This window comes from Bacillus sp. 205(2023) (assembly GCF_037027485.1).
In the GTDB taxonomy this organism is placed as follows: Bacteria; Bacillota; Bacilli; order Bacillales; family Bacillaceae; genus Bacillus; species Bacillus halotolerans.
On record NZ_JAXCHF010000001.1, the window covers coordinates 1,403,354 to 1,423,594 of the forward strand.

At 43.7% G+C, this 20,241-nt stretch carries 21 protein-coding genes and 1 riboswitch; of the genes, 4 read left to right on the top strand and 17 right to left on the bottom strand.

Going from position 1 to position 20,241, the window contains the following annotated elements:
- Positions 1-88: 88 nt before the first annotated feature.
- The 10 genes from WA325_RS07105 to WA325_RS07150 form a co-directional block, all read right to left on the bottom strand.
- A complete protein-coding gene (locus WA325_RS07105) occupies positions 89-1,093 on the bottom strand; it encodes a sensor histidine kinase (protein WP_044153730.1) in 1,005 nt (334 codons plus the stop codon).
- The gene (locus WA325_RS07110; protein WP_105953793.1) at positions 1,086-1,781 is read right to left on the bottom strand and encodes a response regulator transcription factor; all 696 of its coding nucleotides are present in this window, start codon (positions 1,779-1,781) and stop codon (positions 1,086-1,088) included. Before WA325_RS07110 ends, WA325_RS07105 begins: the two co-directional genes overlap by 8 nt.
- Before the next feature lie 99 nt (positions 1,782-1,880).
- Positions 1,881-3,191 (bottom strand): ABC transporter permease YtrF, encoded by a 1,311-nt coding sequence (ytrF, locus tag WA325_RS07115; RefSeq protein WP_105953346.1) that lies wholly within the window; start codon positions 3,189-3,191, stop codon positions 1,881-1,883.
- Positions 3,181-3,876: an ABC transporter ATP-binding protein YtrE gene (ytrE, locus tag WA325_RS07120; RefSeq protein ID WP_105953345.1), complete on the bottom strand. Its 696-nt coding sequence runs from the start codon at positions 3,874-3,876 to the stop codon at positions 3,181-3,183. The genes ytrF and ytrE overlap by 11 nt, the downstream gene beginning before the upstream one ends.
- Positions 3,877-3,890: 14 nt before the next feature.
- Positions 3,891-4,868: an ABC transporter permease gene (locus WA325_RS07125; RefSeq protein ID WP_326051366.1), complete on the bottom strand. Its 978-nt coding sequence runs from the start codon at positions 4,866-4,868 to the stop codon at positions 3,891-3,893.
- A gap of 30 nt (positions 4,869-4,898) precedes the next feature.
- Positions 4,899-5,882 (bottom strand): ABC transporter permease YtrC, encoded by a 984-nt coding sequence (gene ytrC / locus WA325_RS07130; RefSeq protein ID WP_326051368.1) that lies wholly within the window; start codon positions 5,880-5,882, stop codon positions 4,899-4,901.
- Positions 5,876-6,754, bottom strand: coding sequence for an ABC transporter ATP-binding protein YtrB (ytrB, locus tag WA325_RS07135; RefSeq protein ID WP_105990170.1), 879 nt, complete (start codon positions 6,752-6,754; stop codon positions 5,876-5,878). The genes ytrC and ytrB overlap by 7 nt, the downstream gene beginning before the upstream one ends.
- Complete coding sequence (gene ytrA / locus WA325_RS07140) at positions 6,747-7,139, bottom strand: GntR family transcriptional regulator YtrA (protein WP_024122575.1); 393 nt, start codon at positions 7,137-7,139, stop codon at positions 6,747-6,749. The genes ytrB and ytrA overlap by 8 nt, the downstream gene beginning before the upstream one ends.
- A gap of 33 nt (positions 7,140-7,172) precedes the next feature.
- Positions 7,173-7,310 carry a hypothetical protein gene (locus tag WA325_RS07145; protein ID WP_044153715.1) on the bottom strand — a complete coding sequence of 46 codons (138 nt, stop codon included), beginning with the start codon at positions 7,308-7,310 and terminating at the stop codon, positions 7,173-7,175.
- Between the two features lie 154 nt (positions 7,311-7,464).
- Positions 7,465-7,737 (bottom strand): YtzC family protein, encoded by a 273-nt coding sequence (locus tag WA325_RS07150; RefSeq protein ID WP_010331570.1) that lies wholly within the window; start codon positions 7,735-7,737, stop codon positions 7,465-7,467.
- 162 nt (positions 7,738-7,899) lie between these two features.
- On the opposite strand from WA325_RS07150, the gene WA325_RS07155 reads away from it, so the two are divergent.
- Both WA325_RS07155 and WA325_RS07160 read left to right on the top strand, forming a co-directional pair.
- Entirely contained in the window at positions 7,900-8,868 is a 969-nt protein-coding gene (locus WA325_RS07155) for a TIGR01212 family radical SAM protein (RefSeq protein ID WP_044153711.1), read from the top strand.
- Positions 8,865-9,449, top strand: coding sequence for a tRNA (mnm(5)s(2)U34)-methyltransferase (locus WA325_RS07160; protein WP_202852644.1), 585 nt, complete (start codon positions 8,865-8,867; stop codon positions 9,447-9,449). Before WA325_RS07155 ends, WA325_RS07160 begins: the two co-directional genes overlap by 4 nt.
- On the opposite strand, the gene tbcS is transcribed toward WA325_RS07160, so the two are convergent.
- Together tbcS and WA325_RS07170 are read right to left on the bottom strand one after the other, a co-directional pair.
- A complete protein-coding gene (tbcS, locus tag WA325_RS07165; RefSeq protein ID WP_202852661.1) occupies positions 9,439-10,542 on the bottom strand; it encodes a tetraprenyl-beta-curcumene synthase in 1,104 nt (367 codons plus the stop codon). The genes WA325_RS07160 and tbcS overlap by 11 nt on opposite strands.
- 18 nt (positions 10,543-10,560) lie before the next feature.
- On the bottom strand, positions 10,561-11,340 hold the full coding sequence (locus WA325_RS07170) for an alpha/beta hydrolase (RefSeq protein WP_227598088.1): 780 nt from the start codon (positions 11,338-11,340) through the stop codon (positions 10,561-10,563).
- Between the two features lie 50 nt (positions 11,341-11,390).
- On the opposite strand from WA325_RS07170, the gene WA325_RS07175 reads away from it, so the two are divergent.
- Entirely contained in the window at positions 11,391-11,906 is a 516-nt protein-coding gene (locus WA325_RS07175) for a gamma carbonic anhydrase (protein WP_095714573.1), read from the top strand.
- A gap of 255 nt (positions 11,907-12,161) precedes the next feature.
- Here the strand turns inward: WA325_RS07175 and alaP are convergent, their stop codons facing one another.
- From alaP to metK, 3 genes are all read right to left on the bottom strand, one after another.
- The gene (gene alaP, locus WA325_RS07180) at positions 12,162-13,553 is read right to left on the bottom strand and encodes an alanine permease AlaP (protein WP_024122582.1); all 1,392 of its coding nucleotides are present in this window, start codon (positions 13,551-13,553) and stop codon (positions 12,162-12,164) included.
- Between the two features lie 136 nt (positions 13,554-13,689).
- A complete protein-coding gene (gene asnB, locus WA325_RS07185) occupies positions 13,690-15,588 on the bottom strand; it encodes an asparagine synthase (glutamine-hydrolyzing) (protein WP_326139240.1) in 1,899 nt (632 codons plus the stop codon).
- Between the two features lie 149 nt (positions 15,589-15,737).
- Complete coding sequence (gene metK / locus WA325_RS07190) at positions 15,738-16,940, bottom strand: methionine adenosyltransferase (RefSeq protein WP_010331578.1); 1,203 nt, start codon at positions 16,938-16,940, stop codon at positions 15,738-15,740.
- Positions 16,941-17,108: 168 nt separating this feature from the next.
- A riboswitch (SAM riboswitch) is annotated at positions 17,109-17,248 on the bottom strand.
- A 197-nt stretch (positions 17,249-17,445) separates the two neighbouring features.
- Between metK and pckA the strand changes: the two genes are divergently transcribed.
- Complete coding sequence (pckA, locus tag WA325_RS07195) at positions 17,446-19,029, top strand: phosphoenolpyruvate carboxykinase (ATP) (protein WP_336183378.1); 1,584 nt, start codon at positions 17,446-17,448, stop codon at positions 19,027-19,029.
- A 39-nt stretch (positions 19,030-19,068) separates the two neighbouring features.
- Here the strand turns inward: pckA and WA325_RS07200 are convergent, their stop codons facing one another.
- Positions 19,069-19,311 carry a DUF2584 domain-containing protein gene (locus WA325_RS07200; protein ID WP_024122585.1) on the bottom strand — a complete coding sequence of 81 codons (243 nt, stop codon included), beginning with the start codon at positions 19,309-19,311 and terminating at the stop codon, positions 19,069-19,071.
- 52 nt (positions 19,312-19,363) lie between these two features.
- The gene (locus tag WA325_RS07205) at positions 19,364-20,137 is read right to left on the bottom strand and encodes an alpha/beta hydrolase family protein (RefSeq protein WP_336183379.1); all 774 of its coding nucleotides are present in this window, start codon (positions 20,135-20,137) and stop codon (positions 19,364-19,366) included.
- Positions 20,138-20,241: the final 104 nt, after the last annotated feature.

Here is a 20,241-nt window from a genome sequence, read left to right on the forward strand (position 1 = left end):
TTTTTATTGGATACTGTTATTATAAAAAGGATTGACGGGCTTTTCCTTCGATTAGGCGAACAAAATAGAAAAGCATGTGACATTTTCGTCACACGCTAATGACACGTTCGAATTGATTTCGTTTCGGAAAGGTTAAAGTAAAGGTTGTTCCATCCCCAAGCTCTGAATGTACATCGATATCGATCAGCAACGGTCCTGCGGCTCTCTTTGCCAGATACAGTCCCATGCCCGTAGAAGACTGATTATGATGATCGGTTGTGGATGTAAACCCTTTATCAAAAATTCGTGAGACATCTTTCCTGTCAATGCCCCGTCCAAAATCTTTCACCTCAAGAACCTTCCGTTCGTCTTTTTCATAGCTGTTGATCACAATATCAGCCGCTTCACTGTATTTTACGGCGTTGGTCAGCAGCTGCCTGATGATAAAGGCCAGCCATTTCGCATCGCTCAAGACTTCCTCTGCCTCCAGCTGAATGTCAAAACCGATTCCTTTCTGTATACACCACGATTGCAAGTCTCTGATCTCTTTGATAATCAAGGGCTTAAGCTTGATCATCTCTAAAGACAGATCATTTTCGATAAAGGACATGCGCTTTTGATGAAGCTGCTGATCAAGAAGCAGATGGATGCGCAGCCACTCATACGATAGCTGGGATTTTAATGATGGGTCTTCCATCCGATCGATGATTAAATGCAGCGCTGTTAATGGCGTTTTGACCTCATGTATCCACGCCATCAGTTCATCTTTTTCATTTTCTAATGCCAAGCGATTCTGCAATGCAGATTGCTTCAATTGTTCCGTTTGTCCGGTGATGCTTTTTTCAATCATCTCTTCAAACGGCGTCTCCGGTTCACTTATGGCTGTGACATCAAGATTATTTTCCCATTCCTCGAGGCTTTTATAGAATGCGGTTTCTTTCCGAAAACGGATAATAACAAACACAACAAAGATCAGGACACACAAATAAACAATATAAAGAACATTTTTAAATGGAATAGACGGATCGACAAAGGCAATCAGCAAAATCAGAATTTGCTGCAGCAAAAATGCGGCAATCCAGCTTCGTCTTTCGATGAGGAATGCTTTAATCATAGAAATGATCCTCTTCCTTCGCCATGTAGCCTTGGCCGACCTTCGTCTCGATATATGTTCCAAGCTGCAGTTCGTCCAGTTTTTTCCGCAGGCGGTTGACATTGACGGTCAGTGTATTATCGCTGACAAAACGCTCATCATTCCACAAGCTTCTGATCAGCTCCTCACGGCTGACAATCTTGTTTTTTTGTTCTATTAGCTGTTTTAGAATGAACATTTCATTTTTAGTCAGTTCAACAGAGCCTTCGTCATTGCTGACGAGATTCTGCTCTGCGTCTATGGCAGCCCCGCACCATGTTTTGATCGTGCTCGGCTCCGTATTATAATGATGCACGCGCCGGAAAATCGCTTGGATTTTCGCAATCAGCACATCAAAATGAAACGGCTTTTGAATAAAGTCATCCGCTCCCAGCTGCATCGACATGACCATATCAGCAGGGTGGTCACGAGAGGATAAAAAGAGAATCGGAACATTTGACCGGGAACGGATCAGCCGGCACCAATGAAACCCGTCAAATTTAGGGAGCTGAACATCAATAATGACGCAATCAGGTTTGATTGACGCAAATTCCTGCATTACTTGGCTGAAATCCTGTATGCCGTATACATCATAGGACCATCCCGTTAAACGCTCCTTGATTTCATGAAACAGCGATTGATCATCTTCTATCAGCATAAGTTTAAACAATGGACTCACCGCACTTTTTCCTTTTTTATGTCAAGTGTATAGCAAATCTTGTTGATGCGCTATACAGAAAAGCCGGCTGGTTCAGCCGGCTTTTTCTGATTACAACTCTCTTCTTAATGCTGTCAGCACGTTGGTTTTTGTTGCCTTTCGAGCCGGGTTCATACCCGAGATCACAGCGACACCGCCGCAAATCACAACCGCAATGATGACAAGGCTGAGCGGAATATAAGAAAACGTATAATTCAGATCGCCCGCTTCGCCTCCGCTTGTCGCCGCGAGAATCATCGGAACGGCAAGGTTGACAAGGTAGCTCACGCCGTAAGAAATGATAATCCCAATCACACAGCCTAAAATTCCGATATACGCGCTTTCCATCAAGAACATTCGGCGAATGATTGACGGACTCGCCCCAATCGCTTTCATAATGCCGATCTCCTGCGTTCTTTCTGTCACCGCCATCGTCATCGTGTTAAATATCCCAATGGCTGAAATGATAACCGCGATACATCCGACAAAGATCAGGCCGATTTTGAAGACCATGAAGAAGGTGTTGGCTCCTTCAAGCTCGGTAGTAACTGATGTGACATAGTATCCGTCATCTGTCAGATCATTTGTCAGCTGTTCCACATTCTCAAATTTATCAGCAAAAACGCCAACATTTTTTTCAACATTCCCGCCCTTGAAGTCCAAAAATTCCGAAAAGTCCTTCTTGAACTGATCACTAATGAAGATGTTTGAATCCTCCATCCAATCTTGAGATGGTTTTTTTGTAATACCGACAATTTTAAAGTCATATGTTTTTGTTTTCGTAACATCCCCTGTTTTAGGATCTGTTTTTGATACACTTAATTCAATCGTTTTGTTCAGGATGTCTTTCGTATAACCCTTTGGTTCTTCTATATCCTCGGGGTTTCCATTTGCTTCCTCGATTTTTTTGTTATATGCTTCAGATTCTTTTTTCGTCAATAATCTCTTTGCAAAGTCGTACCCTACTACAATTTCATTTTCCGACTTTGCGACTCTTCCTTTTTCTAATTCCATATTGGCCTTTAATTCATCATTCATATTGGTAAAGATAAGATTAGAGCTTTCATTTGTGCGATTGCCTAAAGTTGCTTTGTTTGGCTCATACACTTGCGTTCTTTCTACAACTGACCTTACATGATCATACTTCTCTAAATCAGCTTTTTTAATAGGCTTATCCCCTTCCTTGCCCATTACACTGACTTTAGTCACAATTTGCTGGCTCATCGTCATATCTGTGATTGTCTTTTGAATCCCGAATCCAACCGACGACAGCACAACCAAAAACGCACACGCCATTGTTGTCGCAAGAATTGTCATAAAGACACGGAGCCTGTTTTTCTTCATATTTCTTCTGATAAAATGAACCTGATCCTTAAATCTCAACGGTAATACCTCCTTTTAACACACCGTCATGCAGCTGGAATTTTGAGTGTCCGATTGAAGCTACTTCATCATCATGGGTAATAATCACAAATGTAATGCCCCGCTCACGATTCAGCTGCTGGATCAATTCAAGCACTTCCTGTTCCGTTTCTGAATCTAGACTTCCCGTCGGCTCATCCGCTAAAATAATTGACGGATTTAAAATCAGCGCTCTCGCAATGCTGACACGCTGCTGCTGCCCGCCTGACAATTCATTAGGATAGTGTGCAGCATGGTTTTCAAGACCGACGCGTTTCAGCATATCCTGTACCTTTTGCTTGCGCTCTGACGGCTTGATCCCTTTTAACGCCAGCGGCATTTCCACATTTTCATACGTCGTTAAGCCCGGGATGAGCTGAAAGCTTTGAAAAATAAACCCAAAGTGTTCAAGGCGGAACTGAGCCCATTCCTTCTCATTAAAGCCCGTGACATCAGTTCCGTTAATCACAATACGCCCTTTTGTCGGTGAGATGTAGCCTGAAATCAAATTCAGAAGCGTTGACTTCCCCGACCCGCTTCGTCCGACGATACAGGCGATTTCTCCTTTCGCAACAGTCAACGAGACATCTTTTAAGACAGGCACTTCATTCTCACGGCCCTTTTTTCCGATCGTGAAGGAATGGTTAATATGCTGAACATCAATCATCTTTTCTCTCTCCCTTATAAATGTTTTGTTTTTTTATAAATCGCAAAATAGCTGATAAGAAAACCAATCACAGCGCCAGCAGCCATACCGAATATGTAGCCGACGAAGCTCTCCGTTGCGGCAAATCCAAAATACCCGAAGCCCATGATTCCAATGATAATGACAATGACCTGTACCGGGCGGTCAAGCGTTTTCCACAAAAAGAAATATCCGTTCCGTTCATTAGACAGTTTGACAAAACCGATGTGGCCGATGATGTAAAAGATGATCGTCATGATGGCCGGAATCACTAAATAATACGGAGAATCCTCAACCCAGTTCGGCACAACGTAAGTAACCGGGAATAGATACTGCACCCATTCGGGCACAGGACCATGTATAAACTCTACTGTTCCGCCAAGAAGGATTTCCAAGTTGATAGCAGGAAGAGTCATGAACAAAAAAGGCAAAATCGTAACAGTAGCTGAAACCAAAAGCTGGGCAAAAGTATGGCCTGTCAAAGCTCCCCCCGCCATGACCAGAGAATAAGCCAGCAAGCTGACGATGATCATTCCAAGGCTGTAGTGATGAAAATAAACGGCTTGCTCGGGTTTCAAAAGCACTAGGAGCAAAACAGATAAAACATAACCTATGAGTTGCGGTATCACAATCACCATTCCGCCGGTAAGGAACTTCGCATTAAATATTTGCCCACGTGTATAAGGAAGGCTTAATGTAAAATCAAAGAGGCCCTTGCTTCGTTCTATTCCAAGCTGGCTGACAGCCAAAACGACACCCCACATCCAAAACAGTGAGATAAATGTGCCGTTTAAATAGTTAATCGTAAATACGCAGGTTCCGACCCACTCGTTCTGATTAGCCACGCAGCCTTGGTATGAGATGTACGTATTTAATACGGTAAAAGGATTGCTAAGCATAAATACCAAAAAAATCATGGTTAACAGAGCTTTATTTTGCTTCCACTCTTTATAAAACAGCCCGGAATCCGGCACATCACTTCCCTCCCAACTGAAAGCACTTCTTTAATGTTTTGTTTTCTTATAAATTGCAAAGTAGCTTACAAAAAAGCCGACAACCGCACCAATGATCATTCCAAAAATATAACCAATCATGGAATGTCCGGCAGAATATCCAAACAAACCAAATCCGAGAATGCCAAAAGCCATAACCAAAATTTGTACCGGACGATCTAAGCTGTTCCAAAGGAAAAAGTATCCGTTTCGTTCACTTGGATGCTTTTTAAAGCTTATATAGCCAATCAAGTAAAACAGAATGCTCATGACAGCCGGAATGAGTAGAATATATTTACTGTCGGTTAGCCAGTCATTTGCAACATATCCCATAGGCACAAGATAGTATAACTTACGAACCAATGCAAAATAATCCTCAACAGAAGGAAAATAATCCCATATATTTACATCAAAAATAAATTCTATGTTTAGAATCGGCAAAGCAACAATTAAATACGGCAGTACCGTAGCAGCAAATGCCGTTAATAGCTGAGCAAAAGCATTTCCAGTTAACGCTCCGGCGGCCATCACAAGTGAGTAAGCCATAAAGCTAATCACGATTACTCCAACACTGCTGTGCTCAAAATAGTAGACGTGTTCAGGGCTATAAACAAGAATCAGCAGCCATGCAAGTAAAAAGCCAATCAATTGAGATAGCACAATCACAAAACCGCCTAACCAAAATTTCGTCTGGAAAATTTGGCTTCTGTTATACGGAAGGCTTAATATAAAATCCATCGTGCCTTTCGAACGTTCCATTCCCAGGAAGCAGACCGCCAAAATGACACCCGGCACCCAGTTGATATCTATCAAGTTGCTCGTGTAATTCACGATAAAATCACAATATTGCGGGTCTTGGCGATCAAGACATCCTTGATAAGACAAATACGTATTAACGATAGAAAGCGGATTTGCCAGCACCAAAAACACAATACTTAACAAAATCACCACTTGATTCTGCTTCCACTCTCGATAGAGGAGACCTCGGTCTACCATCTCCGCTTCCCTCCAAACTTCGCAATGAACACTTCTTCCAGGTTGACAGGAAGCTCATTCCACACTTTTGGCTTCAGCTCTCTCAAAAAGCTCTTGTTCTTCTCATCGCTGTTCGGAATCAGCACCGTGTAAAACACACCGGCCTGATCGAGCATCGGAATGTTTTGCTCTCTGATGGCCAAATTGACATCTGTATCAAACGCCATTTGAATTTTGATGTATTCTTCTTTTAGCTCATCAAGATCCATCACATTCGTCAGTCTGTTATCTTCGAGAAAACCAATTCGGTTGCACATCCGTTCAATGTCCTCAAGGCGATGGGAAGTGATCAGAATGCTCGTATCACGCTCCGCCACTTCATCGACCATCAGCTGCAGCACATCATGCCTTGTCACCGCGTCTATTCCATCCGTCGGCTCATCAAGGAGAATCAGCGCCGGTCTCGCCGCAAATGACAGAACGAGCGAAAGCTGTTTTTTCAAACCTGTCGACAGCTCGCGGTATTTTTTCGTTTCCGGAATTTCATATCTGTTCATCAGCTCATTCGCGTACGTGACATCAAATTTCGGATAAATTCTTCTTAGGATATCGACTAGCTGCTTGTATGTATACTTGTCGTAAAAAGGATTTTGAACAGGCATGTAGATGATATTCTGTTTCACCTTCGGATGCTTTTTGATTTCTACGCCATCAAATAAAATCGTCCCGCTGTCGGCGAAAATGATTTGCTGGATTAAGCGAAGCATTGTTGTTTTGCCTGACCCATTGCGGCCGAGCAGCCCGAAGATTTCTCCTTTTTCAATTGTTAATGAAACATCTTTTAATACTTGATTTCCGTCAATCGTTTTTGACAGCTGTCTTAATTCAATCATCGCTCTTGCCCCCTTTCACATCAGCGCTGATTTCTTTTATCCATTCTTGCAGTTTATCCAGCTCAACCCCCGCATAATGTGCATCGATGATGAGCTGTTTGAGTTGCTCTTTAATCATCGTCATCTTCCCTTCAACCAGTGTCGTTTTTGCATTTTCCGATATATAGGTCCCTCTGCCACGCAGCGTTTCAATAATACCCTCTCGCTCAAGCTCTTTGTACGCTTTGCTGACAGTATTCGGATTCGCAATAATGATCGTCGCCAATTCTCTGACAGAAGGAAGTTTATCACCAGGCTTCATGATCCCTTTCAAACAAAGCTCTTTCATTTGCTGAATAATTTGTTCGTAAATGGGCGTTGAGCTTCTTGGATCGATTTGAATCATTTACTTCCCTACTTTCTATACGATCTGAACCTTTTATAGATAAAACTGATCAATTATACTTTTTTGACATTCAAAACCGATCATTACAAGAACAAGAAAAAAAGAACAAGCGATCACAGATGCCGCGATCAGCATTGGCACGTTACGTTTGTTTCGTTTTTTATGTTTCATAACTGCCTCCCTTAATTTCAATATATAAATGACTTTTCATCAGTGTCTATAGTGTATTACTTCAATTAGTACACTTAATACAATAAATACTTTACTGTGCAAAGTCAATCCTTTTTTTACAAAAAAACGGACCCTTATCAAAAGGGTCCGTTTCTTACACATCAAGAGGGTGCTGCAAGATCATATTATTTTGCAAAGCTTGAAGCTGAAGTCTCATTCTGTACAGCTGTTCTCTCTGCTGATCATTTGATGACAGCCATAGTTTATTCAAGGCATTTACCGCATTTTCAATCTGCATTTGCGCATCACTGTATTCTTGGTCGTTATAATGCTCTTGTTTAGAAGCGATTTTCAGCTGTTCTTCAGCATAATCATACGCCTGCATACATTGTTGGAGATGTTCATCTACTGATTGTCTTGTTGCCACAGTAACCCCTCCTCTTGGTAATGGAAAACAATCCATCATCCATAGTGTAGCCTCATCAGACACGATTCAATAAAGAAATTTATGGTCGAGATTCATTTGTTCTCATATGAAATGCGTGCTACAATTTTAGGATGCAATTGTACGCAAGGAGGCACATTAATCGTGATTCAGAACAATCCTTTTCCTTATTCAAATACGGAAAAACGCTATCATACATTAAATTATCATCTCAGAGATCATTTCGGGCATAAGGTATTTAAAGTAGCGCTTGACGGCGGCTTCGACTGCCCGAACCGGGACGGCACTGTCGCTCACGGCGGCTGTACCTTTTGCAGCGCTGCGGGCTCCGGTGATTTTGCAGGAAACCGGGCCGATGATTTAATGACACAATTCCACGACATTAAAAACCGCATGCACGAAAAATGGAAGGACGGGAAATATATCGCTTATTTCCAGGCTTTCACCAATACGCATGCTCCGGTTGACGTGCTGCGAGAGAAATTCGAGTCTGTTCTCGCGCTCGACGATGTGGTCGGCCTTTCAATCGCCACACGTCCGGACTGCCTGCCGGATGACGTTGTTGAGTATTTGGCAGAACTGAATGAACGCACGTATCTTTGGGTGGAGCTTGGGCTTCAGACAGTTCACGAACGCACAGCTCTTCTGATCAACCGGGCACATGACTTTGACTGCTACGTTGAAGGTGTGAATAAGCTAAGAAAACACGGCATACGCGTCTGCTCGCATATAATCAACGGACTTCCTCTGGAAGACCGCGATATGATGATGGAAACGGCAAAAGCAGTGGCAGATTTGGACGTCCAGGGTATTAAAATCCATTTGCTTCACCTGCTAAAGGGCACGCCGATGGTGAAACAATACGAAAAAGGAAAGCTGGAATTTCTCTCTCAAGACGAATATGTGCAGCTCGTCTGTGACCAGCTTGAAATCATCCCGCCAGAAATGATCGTACACCGTATCACTGGTGACGGGCCGATTGAATTGATGATTGGGCCGATGTGGAGTGTGAACAAATGGGAAGTGCTTGGCGCTATCAATAAAGAACTTGAAAACCGCGGCAGCTACCAAGGTAAGTTCTTTCAGCGTCTTCAGGAGGAATCGGCCTTATGATTCTGAAAAAAATTCTTCCCTACAGTAAAGAGCTGCTGAAAATGGCCGCAGGGGATGGAGACATCGTTGTTGACGCCACAATGGGGAACGGGCACGACACCCTGTTTTTAGCTGAGCTTGTCGGTGAAAACGGCCATGTATACGCATTTGATATACAAGAATCAGCAGTGGCCAATACGAAGGAGCGGCTCGGTGACACCTATCAAAACCGGACAACTTTATTTCATAAAAGCCATGACAAAATTGCTGAATCACTTCCGCAGGAAACACACGGCAAAGTGGCGGCCGCTGTGTTTAACCTCGGCTATCTGCCAGGCGGGGACAAATCGATTACGACAAACGGCAATTCAACGATCCAAGCAATTGAACAGCTTCTCAGCATCATGAAAGATGAAGGCCTGATTGTTTTGGTCGTCTATCACGGCCACCCAGAAGGCAAAGCTGAAAAAAACGACGTGGTAGACTTTTGCCGGGACTTGGATCAGCAAACAGCCCGTGTCTTAACATACGGATTTATCAATCAGCAAAATGACCCGCCGTTTATTATTGCTATCGAAAAAAAAGCTCAAATCAGCAAATGATTTGAGCTTTTTTCTTTGAGTTTTTCATCCAGGCCATTTTTTGAAACTTTCTGTAGGCTCTGCCGTTGATATAAAAGAAAAAGGAGGTTTTTCCGCTTGCTTTGATCAGCTTTTTCGCGAGCCGGCCCATTTCCTTTTGGCCCGCCACTTTGTCATCAGACAAATAGACACCCAGCAAGCCGCGGTTGATTAAGCGGTGGAAGTTTTCGTGCGGAATGCCGTGCAGATGTTCATCGGCTTTCTGAATAAAGTGCTGCAGCCGATTCATCATTTCTTCATGCGACTGATAATACGAGCAGAAATTCAAGTCCCCTTCAAGCAAGTCCTCCTCCTGGTCAATCAAATAATCAAGCAGAATATGAAGACCTTGTATGTAAGGAAAATAACTGTTGCGGATTTTTTTTGCGGTGCTTTCAGTAAAATCGGGCTGAAACGAATATGCGACAAGACAGAAAATGCCTAGCGTGGAGCCTGCACAAGCTGAGAATTCATACCATTCCATCTCGGGAAGCTCCGATTCATATTGGGTAAACCACTTTTCAAGGCGCGGGACACGCTCATGCTCAACAACGTGCTTATGCACCTGCAAATCGCAATAATATCCGCAAAGCTCAAGCAGATAAGGTTTAATCATTTCGTAGTGTTCAATAGATCCGAGAACACGCTGGCACGTTTTCACCAATTCCTGCAAATATCCGCTGTCATCCTGCTCGTCCCTGAATTGATAATAATGTTGCGGTTCAGCTCCCACTGTCAATGCGTCCTGCATAGAGGTGTGAAGCATTCGAAAATCTTGCGGGTCAAGTGATGTGCTGCGGTCGCACAAATTGTCCAGGTAGTCGCTGATCGTTTGGTATGCGATGATGAACTCAACACATTTCTGCTTATGATTTCCTGACAATAAGGCCAATATGCCGCCGCCTTCGCAATGAAACGTTTTATCTCGAATACTTGCGGTTGCCTGTGCTTTTAATTCACTGTTTTTAATTGCTTCTGATTTTTGCTTCCATATGTTCAGCTCTTGATGAACGAGCGGAAAAATATCACGATATACTTTTGCCATCAGTCCAAAAGGATGTTCCGGTACTGTCAACACATGCACCCCCCTAGTTCAAATATATTGATCAGTAAATGCTCTTGCGGCTTTAAAAACGTCTTCTCTTTCCGGTTCATTAAATATTTCATGATAAAGCCCTTCCCATTCCCTATATGACTTATTGTGGGAAGCAACCCCTGAAAACCACTTGATGACCTTCGTTTTATCGACCAGCTTGTCATCTCCGGCCTGCATGACCAAAAGCGGCACCCTCAGAAAAGCCTCTGTCGGCACCATGGCAGACTCGAGAGTTTTTAACAGCTCTCTGTACCATCTGACAGAAACCTTCTTCACAAAGAGGGGATCGTTCTGGCCTGCTTCGATGACATCTTCATTGCGTGTCGCCATATCAATCGATAATCCCGAATCAACTTTAAGCGACGGAGCAATGACATTCAGCCCCTTTGATGCAAGATCAAGCACTTTATTGACTTTAATTTGCAGCCCGAGACACGGTGATGATAAAATAATTCCCGTAATGCGGGGGTTTCTCTGCTGTTTAAACCATTCAATCGCAATCAGGCCGCCCATGCTGTGGCCGAGAAGAAAAACAGGCAGCTCAAAGGTTCGCGCTTTATCTATCCAAGTATCTACTTCATCAATGTATTCTTGAAATGAGCGAATATGACCTCTGGCCCGGGTGGTTGTCCCTTGTCCCGGCAGATCACCCATTACAACGTGATAACCCGAAGATCTCCACATTTCACTCAGCCATTTATATCGTCCATGATGTTCACTTGCCCCGTGGATCATAACAATCACTGCCACAGGTCTGTCTGCTTTCCAGGTCCACATGCGGTTCACCTCATACAAAAATTAAATAGAGAAAGAAGGATGAAAGATATATGATTTACCCTTATAAGGAATACACGCCAGAAATCCACCCAACGGCTTTTGTAGCCGATAATGCAACAATTACCGGTGATGTGGTCATCGGGGAACAATCCAGCATTTGGTTCTCAGTTGTCATAAGAGGAGATGTAGCCCCGACCAGAATCGGTAACAGAGTCAATATCCAGGATTTAAGCTGCCTCCATCAAAGCCCGAACCGGACGCTTCTCATTGAAGATGACGCCACGATAGGCCACCAGGTTACACTCCATAGCGCCGTGATCCGTAAGAACGCCTTAATCGGCATGGGTTCAATCATTTTAGACGGAGCCGAAATCGGTGAAGGCGCATTTATCGGTGCCGGCAGCCTTGTTCCGCCGGGGAAAATCATTCCGCCAGGCCATCTAGCCTTCGGTCGCCCGGCAAAAGTCATCCGTCCTTTGACGGATGAAGACCGAAAAGACATGCAGAGAATACGGTCTGAATATGTAGCAAAGGGTCAATATTATAAATCACTTCAGCAAATGTAAGACCAGCTTCGTTTTACTTTACCATTTTTCAAAATATTATTTAAGCGATAACCATCGCTGACCCGAACCAAATGCAGTTCGGGTTTTTCATTTTCCATAAAACGTTCACATGTAAAAATAACCGTGTGACTTTTATCTTATCATAAAAAACAAGACGCCACTGTAAGCAGTCTCTGCAAAAAACATATTCCTATTCTCTGCTTTCTATGAGCAGCTTTACTTAAACAAAAAAGAGCCCTCCGGGAGCTCTTTTTGTCAGCTGATCTGTTGTTCAGTTGACACAGCTGCGTTTTTCTTATGAAAGCCTTTTCCATAATAAACGGCGATCAAAATCAGAAACCAAATCGGACCGACAATTACGGCGACTCTTGTTTCCGGGCTATAAGCCATCAGGATAATGACAAATGCTAAAAAGGCCAAAGATAAATATGACGTGAATGGGTAAAAAGGCATTTTGTATTTTAATTGCTTTTGATCCTTTGGCTGCATGCCTTTTCGATATTTGATCTGAGAAAGCAAGATGATCGCCCATGTCCAAATCGCTCCGAACGTCGCAATGCTTGTGACCCAAGTAAATACCTTCGCAGGCACAACATAGTTTAACAGCACGCCGACTAATAACGCACCCGCAGAAGCCAGTACGGCTTTACCCGGAATGCCGCCTTTGGTCAGCTTACCGTATGCTTTTGGCGCCTCGCTCTGCTCCGCTAAGTTAAAGAGCATACGTCCGGTGCTGAATATGCCGCTGTTGCAAGAAGACAGCGCTGCCGTCAGAACGACAAAGTTAATGATGCCTGCCGCATATGGAATCCCCACTTTTTCAAACGTGAGTACAAAAGGGCTTCCTTGCGATCCGATTTCCTGCCACGGATAAATGGACATGATAACAAATAAAGCACCGACGTAAAAAATCAAGATACGCCAAAATACCGTATCAATCGCTTTCGCTAATGATTTTTGCGGGTTTTTAACTTCGCCGGCCGTCACCCCTATCATCTCAATGCCTAAATACGCGAACATCACCATTTGAAGTGACAATAAAACCCCTTTTATTCCATGAGGAAAAAATCCGCCGTTGCTCCACAAGTTGCTGATGCCAGTCGCAATACCTCCATTGCCGACGCCTGCAATGATCATTAATAAACCGACAGCAATCATAGAAAGGATCGCGACAATTTTAATCAATGCGAACCAAAACTCCAGCTCTCCATACGCCTTTACGGCCAGGAAATTGACACCAGTCATAATCACCAGCGCCGACAATGCCCAAATCCAATTGGGCACATCCGGAAACCAGTATCCCATATAAATTCCGACAGCGGTGATTTCCGCCATACAGGTTACAACCCATAAGAACCAGTAATTCCACCCGGTTAAGTAGCCTGCGAGCGGACCTAAGTAGTCACGCGCATACCTGCTGAAAGAGCCCGCGACCGGCTTTTGAATCGCCATTTCCCCAAGCGCCCTCATAATAAAAAACATAACCAGACCGCTGCAGGCATATGCCACCAAAATACCCGGCCCTGCTAATTGAATAGCTGATGCAGAGCCAAGGAAAAGTCCCACTCCTATGGCAGCCCCTAAAGACATCAAAGAAATATGCCTTTCTTCCAGACCGCGATGCAATTCTTGTTTTTGTTTTTGCATGTTCCCTTCTCCCCTAGAAAAAAATATCATTACATCATTTTTCTGAATATTTCACACGAATGTGCAGGGTAATCAATGATGATGGAGAAATACTGGTATAATAACAAGGCTTTCGACGAATCGAAAGCCTTATCTGTTAGACAAAGATGACTTCTTTAGGCTGATGGCTCAGCTCTTCAGGCATATACCGTTTTTCAATATTGATGCTGTGCCAGATCATAAAGATGAGCACTGTCCAAATTTTACGGCTGTTATCAGCCTTGTCGGCACAATGGTCTTCAAGAAGCTGAAGAACGTAATCCTTATGGATATAAGCGTCCGTTTGGCTTTCCTGAATAATGCTGCGCACCCATTCGTTCATTTCGTTTTTCAGCCAATGACGGATCGGTACAGGGAAACCAAGCTTTTTGCGGTTCAATACATGATCCGGCACAATGCCTTCAGCAGCTTTGCGAAGGAGATACTTTGTCGTACCGTTCTTTGTTTTCAACTCATCAGGAATTTTAGAAGCAACGTCAAATACGACTTTATCAAGGAACGGCACACGCAATTCCAAAGAATTCGCCATCGTCATTTTATCCGCTTTTAGCAAAATGTCGCCTCGCATCCAAGTGTGGATATCGACATACTGCATTTTGTTAATATCGCTGTATGAGCTGCTTTCTGTAAAGTAAGGCTTCGTCACATCGCGATACGAAAGGCTCGGATCATAGTGCTTCAGCAGCTGTTTCTTCACGGATTCTTCAAAGATCTTCGCGTTGCCGATATAACGCTCCTGAAGCGGAGTGCAGCCGCGCTCAAGCAGGCTCTTTCCTCTCATTCCCTCAGGCATAACGGCCGCTACGTGCAGAAGCATCTTTTTCAAGCCGGACGGAATGCGTTCAAACGGTTTAAGAGAAAGCGGTTCACGGTAGATGTTGTATCCGCCGAACAGCTCGTCCGCACCTTCGCCAGATAACGCAACCGTTACGTGTTTTTTCGCTTCTTTCGCCACGAAATACAATGGAATCGCAGCCGGGTCTGCAAGCGGATCATCAAAGTGCCATACGATTTTAGGAAGCTCGTTCATGTATTCTTCAGGTGAAATGACTTTGCTGATATTTTCAATGCCCAGTGCAGCGGCAGTTTCTTTCGCTACATCAACTTCACTGAAGCCCTGCTGTTCAAATCCGACAGAAAATGTTTTCAGGTTTGGATGAAATTCTTTCGCAACGGATACAATAAACGAAGAATCGATTCCGCCTGATAGGAATGAACCGACAGGCACATCACTTCTCATATGAACGTTTACAGAGTCATAGATAGCGTCTCTGACTTCTTTGACAAGTTTATCTTCTTCCGTCTGAACAGGCTGGAAGTTCGCCTTGAAATACGTTTTGAATGTGATATCACCGTCAGGACGGATTGTAAACTGAGAACCCGGCTCTACTTTTTTCACATCAATATCAAGCGTACTTGGCTCAGGAACGAATTGGAAAGACATATACTGCTGTAATGCTTCTTTATCTATTTCAATATCATTTTGGGCTGCCATTAAACTTTTTCTCTCTGAGGCAAAATAAACCTGATCATTGATCGTTGTGTAATACAACGGCTTAATGCCGAATGGATCTCTTGCTCCATAAAGAACATGATCGTTTTTATTCCAAATCAGAAAGGCAAACATGCCGCGCAGCTTGGAAGCCGCTTCTTCTTTATAGTGACGGTAAGTCGCAAGAAGAACCTCTGTGTCAGAATCTGTGTTGAAAGTATATCCCTTTGCTTCAAGCTCTTCTCTCAGTTCGATATAGTTATAGATTTCCCCGTTAAAAATAATCCAATATTTTTCATCTTCATATGATAAAGGCTGTCCGCCATTTTCCACATCAATAATGCTGAGCCGTCTGAATCCGAATCCAACGTGCTCATCATGGTAATATCCATCACTGTCAGGACCGCGGTGAACGATCATTTGGTTCATTTGTTTGATTAGTTCTTCTTGATCAGCGGTTTGAGTTAACGGATGCTTGTTAAAAACCCCGACAAATCCACACATAGTATTGCCTCCATATTTAAAATTGTCATCATTGAACCCCTATTTATAGACGCTGTGAACAGTGTTTGGTTTCACAGTTATGTAAAAAAATAAACATGGATACATCGATAAAAAAGGGAAAGCCGCTTAACCAGTAAGCGGCTATAAAATTATTCTCCTAACGCTTCTTTACGCAGCTGTTCCGCTTTGTCTGTACGCTCCCACGGAAGGTCAACATCGTGGCGTCCAAAGTGGCCGTACGCAGCAGTCTGTTTGTAGATCGGACGGCGTAAATCAAGCATTTTGATAATGCCGGCAGGTCGTAAATCAAAGTTATTGCGCACAACTTCAATCAGTTTTTCCTCCGAAGCTTTTCCGGAACCGAATGTGTTGATTGAGATAGACACAGGCTGTGCAACACCGATCGCGTAAGCAAGCTGCACTTCGCAAGAATCTGCAAGCTCAGCCGCAACGATGTTTTTCGCAACGTATCTTGCAGCATAAGCAGCTGAACGGTCTACTTTCGTCGCATCTTTACCAGAGAACGCGCCGCCGCCGTGACGTGCGTAGCCGCCGTACGTATCAACGATGATTTTACGTCCTGTAAGCCCCGCATCCCCTTGAGGTCCTCCGATGACGAAACGGCCTGTAGGGTTAATGAAGTATTTTGTTTCTTCATCAATTAATTCTTCAGGAACAACCGGATTGATGACATGTTCTTTAATGTTGCGCTGAATTTGCTCAAGCGTAATTTCAGGGTGATGCTGAGTTGAAATAACAATCGCGTCAATGCGGACAGGTTTGTTATTTTCATCATACTCAACCGTTACCTGTGTTTTGCCGTCAGGGCGAAGGTAAGGAAGAACATCTTCTTTACGCACTTCACTCAAGCGGCGGGCTAATTTATGAGCAAGTGAAATCGGAAGAGGCATGAGCTCTTTCGTTTCGTTGCACGCATAACCGAACATTAAACCTTGGTCACCCGCCCCGATTGCTTCAATTTCTTCGTCGCTCATTGTGCCTTCACGGGCTTCAAGCGCTTGGTCTACACCCATCGCAATATCAGCAGACTGCTCGTCAATTGATGTTAAAACTGCACAAGTTTCCGCATCAAATCCGTATTTTGCACGTGTGTATCCGATTTCTTTAATCGTTTCACGAACCGTTTTTGGAATGTCAACATACGTAGAAGTTGTGATTTCTCCGCTGACAAGAACCAAACCAGTTGTCACAGACGTTTCACAAGCAACACGCGCGTTAGGGTCTTTCTTTAAAATTTCATCTAAAATGCTGTCAGAAATCTGGTCACAGATTTTATCCGGATGCCCCTCCGTAACAGATTCTGATGTAAATAAACGACGATTTTTACTCATGATTTGCTTCCTCCTGCACAAGGCCTCCCGAAAGACCTTATATATATGATACGGAACTCGCTCCCTCTTATACAATGTTACGTTTATATTAGAGATGTTAATTGGCATATTTATGAAATAAAAAAACCTTTTCCGTTCGAGGAAAGGGTTTGGTCTTTGTGCCTTTCACTCTTATCGCTCAAGGAATCATTCAACCTTGCATCAGGTTAGCACCTTGGTTGTCTCACACAATTTGAACATAATGAATAATAGAGAAACCGGTTGCTGGGCTTCATAGGGCCTGTCCCTCCGCCAGCTCGGGATAAGAGTATCCGCTCAATGAAATATCTTATCGTAAAAGGGTTTGCAATGTCAATATGAATCAGGAGAAATAGACGCCTTTATTGCGGAAAACAATGGAAATGCACACACAAAAAACGATAAATAGTATAGACTATTTGAAAATATATGTTATACTAATTCACAATTAGCAAAACACAAATAAAATGATAAAGGAAGGTTTCTTATGAACTCAGTTGATTTAACCGCTGATTTGCAAGCCTTATTAACAAGTCCTAATGTGCAGCATAATTTATCTGCAGCTCAGCTTACAGAAAAAGTACTTTCCCGCAGCGAAGGCATTTTGACATCCACGGGTGCCGTCCGGGCGACCACAGGCGCTTACACGGGACGTTCGCCGAAGGATAAATTCATTGTAGAAGAAGCAAGCACAAAGAGTAAGATTGATTGGGGTCCGGTGAATCAGCCTATTTCCGAGGAAGCGTTTGACCGGCTGTACACGAAAGTTGTCAGCTATCTGAAACAGCGAGATGAGCTGTTTGTTTTCGAAGGATTTGCCGGTGCCGATGAAAAATACAGACTGCCGATCACCGTCGTTAATGAATTTGCATGGCACAATTTATTTGCCAGACAGCTGTTTATCCGTCCTGAAGACAATGATAAAAAAACAGTCGAACAGCCGTTTACCATTCTTTCCGCTCCGCATTTCAAAGCGGACCCAAAAACAGACGGCACACATTCAGAAACCTTTATTATTGTTTCTTTCGAAAAGCGCACGATTTTAATCGGCGGAACGGAGTATGCCGGAGAAATGAAAAAATCGATTTTCTCCATCATGAATTTCCTGCTGCCTGAGCGAGATATTTTATCCATGCATTGCTCCGCTAATGTCGGTGAAAAAGGCGATGTCGCGCTTTTCTTCGGCCTGTCAGGAACAGGAAAGACCACCCTTTCGGCGGATGCTGACCGGAAACTGATCGGTGATGATGAACACGGCTGGTCGGATACCGGTGTCTTCAATATCGAAGGCGGATGCTATGCCAAGTGCATTCATTTAAGCGAAGAAAAAGAACCGCAGATTTTTAAAGCGATTCGGTTTGGATCCGTTCTCGAAAATGTTGTTGTAGATGAAGATACGCGTGAAGCCAATTACGATGATTCCTTCTATACAGAAAACACACGTGCCGCTTACCCGATTCATATGATCGACAACATTGTGTCTCCGAGCATTGCGGGCCACCCGTCAGCGATTGTATTTCTGACGGCTGATGCATTCGGCGTTCTGCCGCCAATCAGCAAGCTGACGAAGGAGCAGGCTATGTACCACTTCTTAAGCGGTTATACGAGTAAACTAGCCGGAACCGAACGCGGCATCACGTCTCCTGAGACGACATTCTCCACATGCTTCGGTTCACCGTTCCTTCCGCTCCCGGCCCATGTATATGCGGAAATGCTCGGCAAGAAAATCGACGAACACGGCGCAGACGTTTACTTGGTCAATACCGGCTGGACCGGCGGCGGCTACGGCACAGGCGAACGCATGAAGCTTTCATACACACGGGCGATGGTAAAAGCAGCGATTGAAGGCAAATTAGAAAATGTGCAAATGACCACTGACGATATTTTCGGCCTGCACATCCCGGTTCATGTTCCGGGTGTTCCCGATCATATCCTTCAGTCGGAAAACACGTGGAATAACAAAGAGGAATACAGAGAAAAGGCTGTGTATCTGGCAAACGAATTCAAAGAAAACTTCAAAAAGTTCACAAATACAGATGCCATCGCACAAGCAGGCGGGCCTCTCGTTTAAAAAAGCAAAAGCCAAGAGCAATTAAGCTCTTGGCTTGTTTTAATTGACTGTATGCAAGGAAGTCAGCTTGTACGTAATGATTGTCCGCCCGTCTGTCCATTCAAGCTTCTGCACTTCGGCTGTGCCTGACTTTTCACCAAACTTTGTTTTGCTGACATCCATCGGAATCTCCATTGGATAAATGCGATACCCGTCTTTCTCTAATCTGAATATATTTTCATCTATGCGAACTTCTTTTCCTTTTGTCACAATCAATGTATTAAATTCAACAGGCATTCCCAAATTGAAATCCCCTTTCGTTCTCTTTTTTTCTATATCATAACATATTTCACCGTCAGCGGTTTTTCATCCACTGCGTGAGCTGCCGCACAATACGCCGGTTTTCCTTCGGCGGAAAATAATGTGTGAATGTACTGTAGTACCACGTCTCTACAGGCTTGTGCAGCTGTTTTAATTTCTCCTCAAATAAATACGAATGCTGAATGGAAACGTTTTGATCTTTTTCTCCGTGAATTAATAAAACGGGTGCCTCAATTTTGTTCACTTGGTCAAAAGGCGTTCGCCATTTGTATTCGTCAGGCACCTTTTTCGGCGTTCCCCCAATCACTCTTTTCATCATTCTTCGTAAATCCTGCCGCTCCTCATATGTAAGAATCATATCGCTGACGCCTCCCCACGAAACGAATGAAGCCGCATGCCGTCCCATTTCAATCGCAGTAAGCATTCCCATTATGCCGCCTCTGGAGAAACCGAAAATATGAATTCTGTTCTTTTTCACTTGCGGATGCTGCTGGAGCAGGCGAAAAGCGGAAAAAGCATCCTCTCTGTCTTCTCCTGCAAAATCCTCGTTGCCCTCCCCTCCCTGATTCCCTCTGTAAAAGGGGGCAAATATAACAAATCCTTGGGACGCAAACTGGATAATTCGGCCCGGTCTGACCATTCCAACACTTTTAATACCGCCGCGCAAATATAAAAATCCGTCATATTGCCCAGGTGCCGCCGGCTCCGCCAGCAGCCCTTTCACTTTTAAGCCATTTGAAAGGTAGCAGATGGTAAACAAACGCACATGCCGGCTCGGCGACGGAAATCTTCTTTTCTCAACAATCAATGCTCCCGCCTCCTTTTTTCTTTATTCTTTCCTGCCTTTAAAAATAAATCCTGTAACCCGGATTAGGCATTCACACATTTTTATACCCATCATACGATATGTAA

Bases quoted from the DNA above. Each gene is read 5' to 3' on its own strand.
- WA325_RS07105 (WP_044153730.1), bottom strand. From the start codon at position 1,093: ATGATTAAAGCATTCCTCATCGAAAGACGAAGCTGGATTGCCGCATTT.
- alaP (WP_024122582.1), bottom strand. From the start codon at position 13,553: ATGCAAAAACAAAAACAAGAATTGCATCGCGGTCTGGAAGAAAGGCAT.
- WA325_RS07175 (WP_095714573.1), top strand. From the start codon at position 11,391: ATGATTTACCCTTATAAGGAATACACGCCAGAAATCCACCCAACGGCT.
- WA325_RS07145 (WP_044153715.1), bottom strand. From the start codon at position 7,310: ATGAAACATAAAAAACGAAACAAACGTAACGTGCCAATGCTGATCGCG.
- asnB (WP_326139240.1), bottom strand. From the start codon at position 15,588: ATGTGTGGATTTGTCGGGGTTTTTAACAAGCATCCGTTAACTCAAACC.
- metK (WP_010331578.1), bottom strand. From the start codon at position 16,940: ATGAGTAAAAATCGTCGTTTATTTACATCAGAATCTGTTACGGAGGGG.
- pckA (WP_336183378.1), top strand. From the start codon at position 17,446: ATGAACTCAGTTGATTTAACCGCTGATTTGCAAGCCTTATTAACAAGT.
- ytrE (WP_105953345.1), bottom strand. From the start codon at position 3,876: ATGATTGATGTTCAGCATATTAACCATTCCTTCACGATCGGAAAAAAG.
- WA325_RS07160 (WP_202852644.1), top strand. From the start codon at position 8,865: ATGATTCTGAAAAAAATTCTTCCCTACAGTAAAGAGCTGCTGAAAATG.
- ytrB (WP_105990170.1), bottom strand. From the start codon at position 6,754: ATGATTGAATTAAGACAGCTGTCAAAAACGATTGACGGAAATCAAGTA.
- ytrC (WP_326051368.1), bottom strand. From the start codon at position 5,882: ATGGTAGACCGAGGTCTCCTCTATCGAGAGTGGAAGCAGAATCAAGTG.
- WA325_RS07170 (WP_227598088.1), bottom strand. From the start codon at position 11,340: ATGTGGACCTGGAAAGCAGACAGACCTGTGGCAGTGATTGTTATGATC.
- ytrA (WP_024122575.1), bottom strand. From the start codon at position 7,139: ATGATTCAAATCGATCCAAGAAGCTCAACGCCCATTTACGAACAAATT.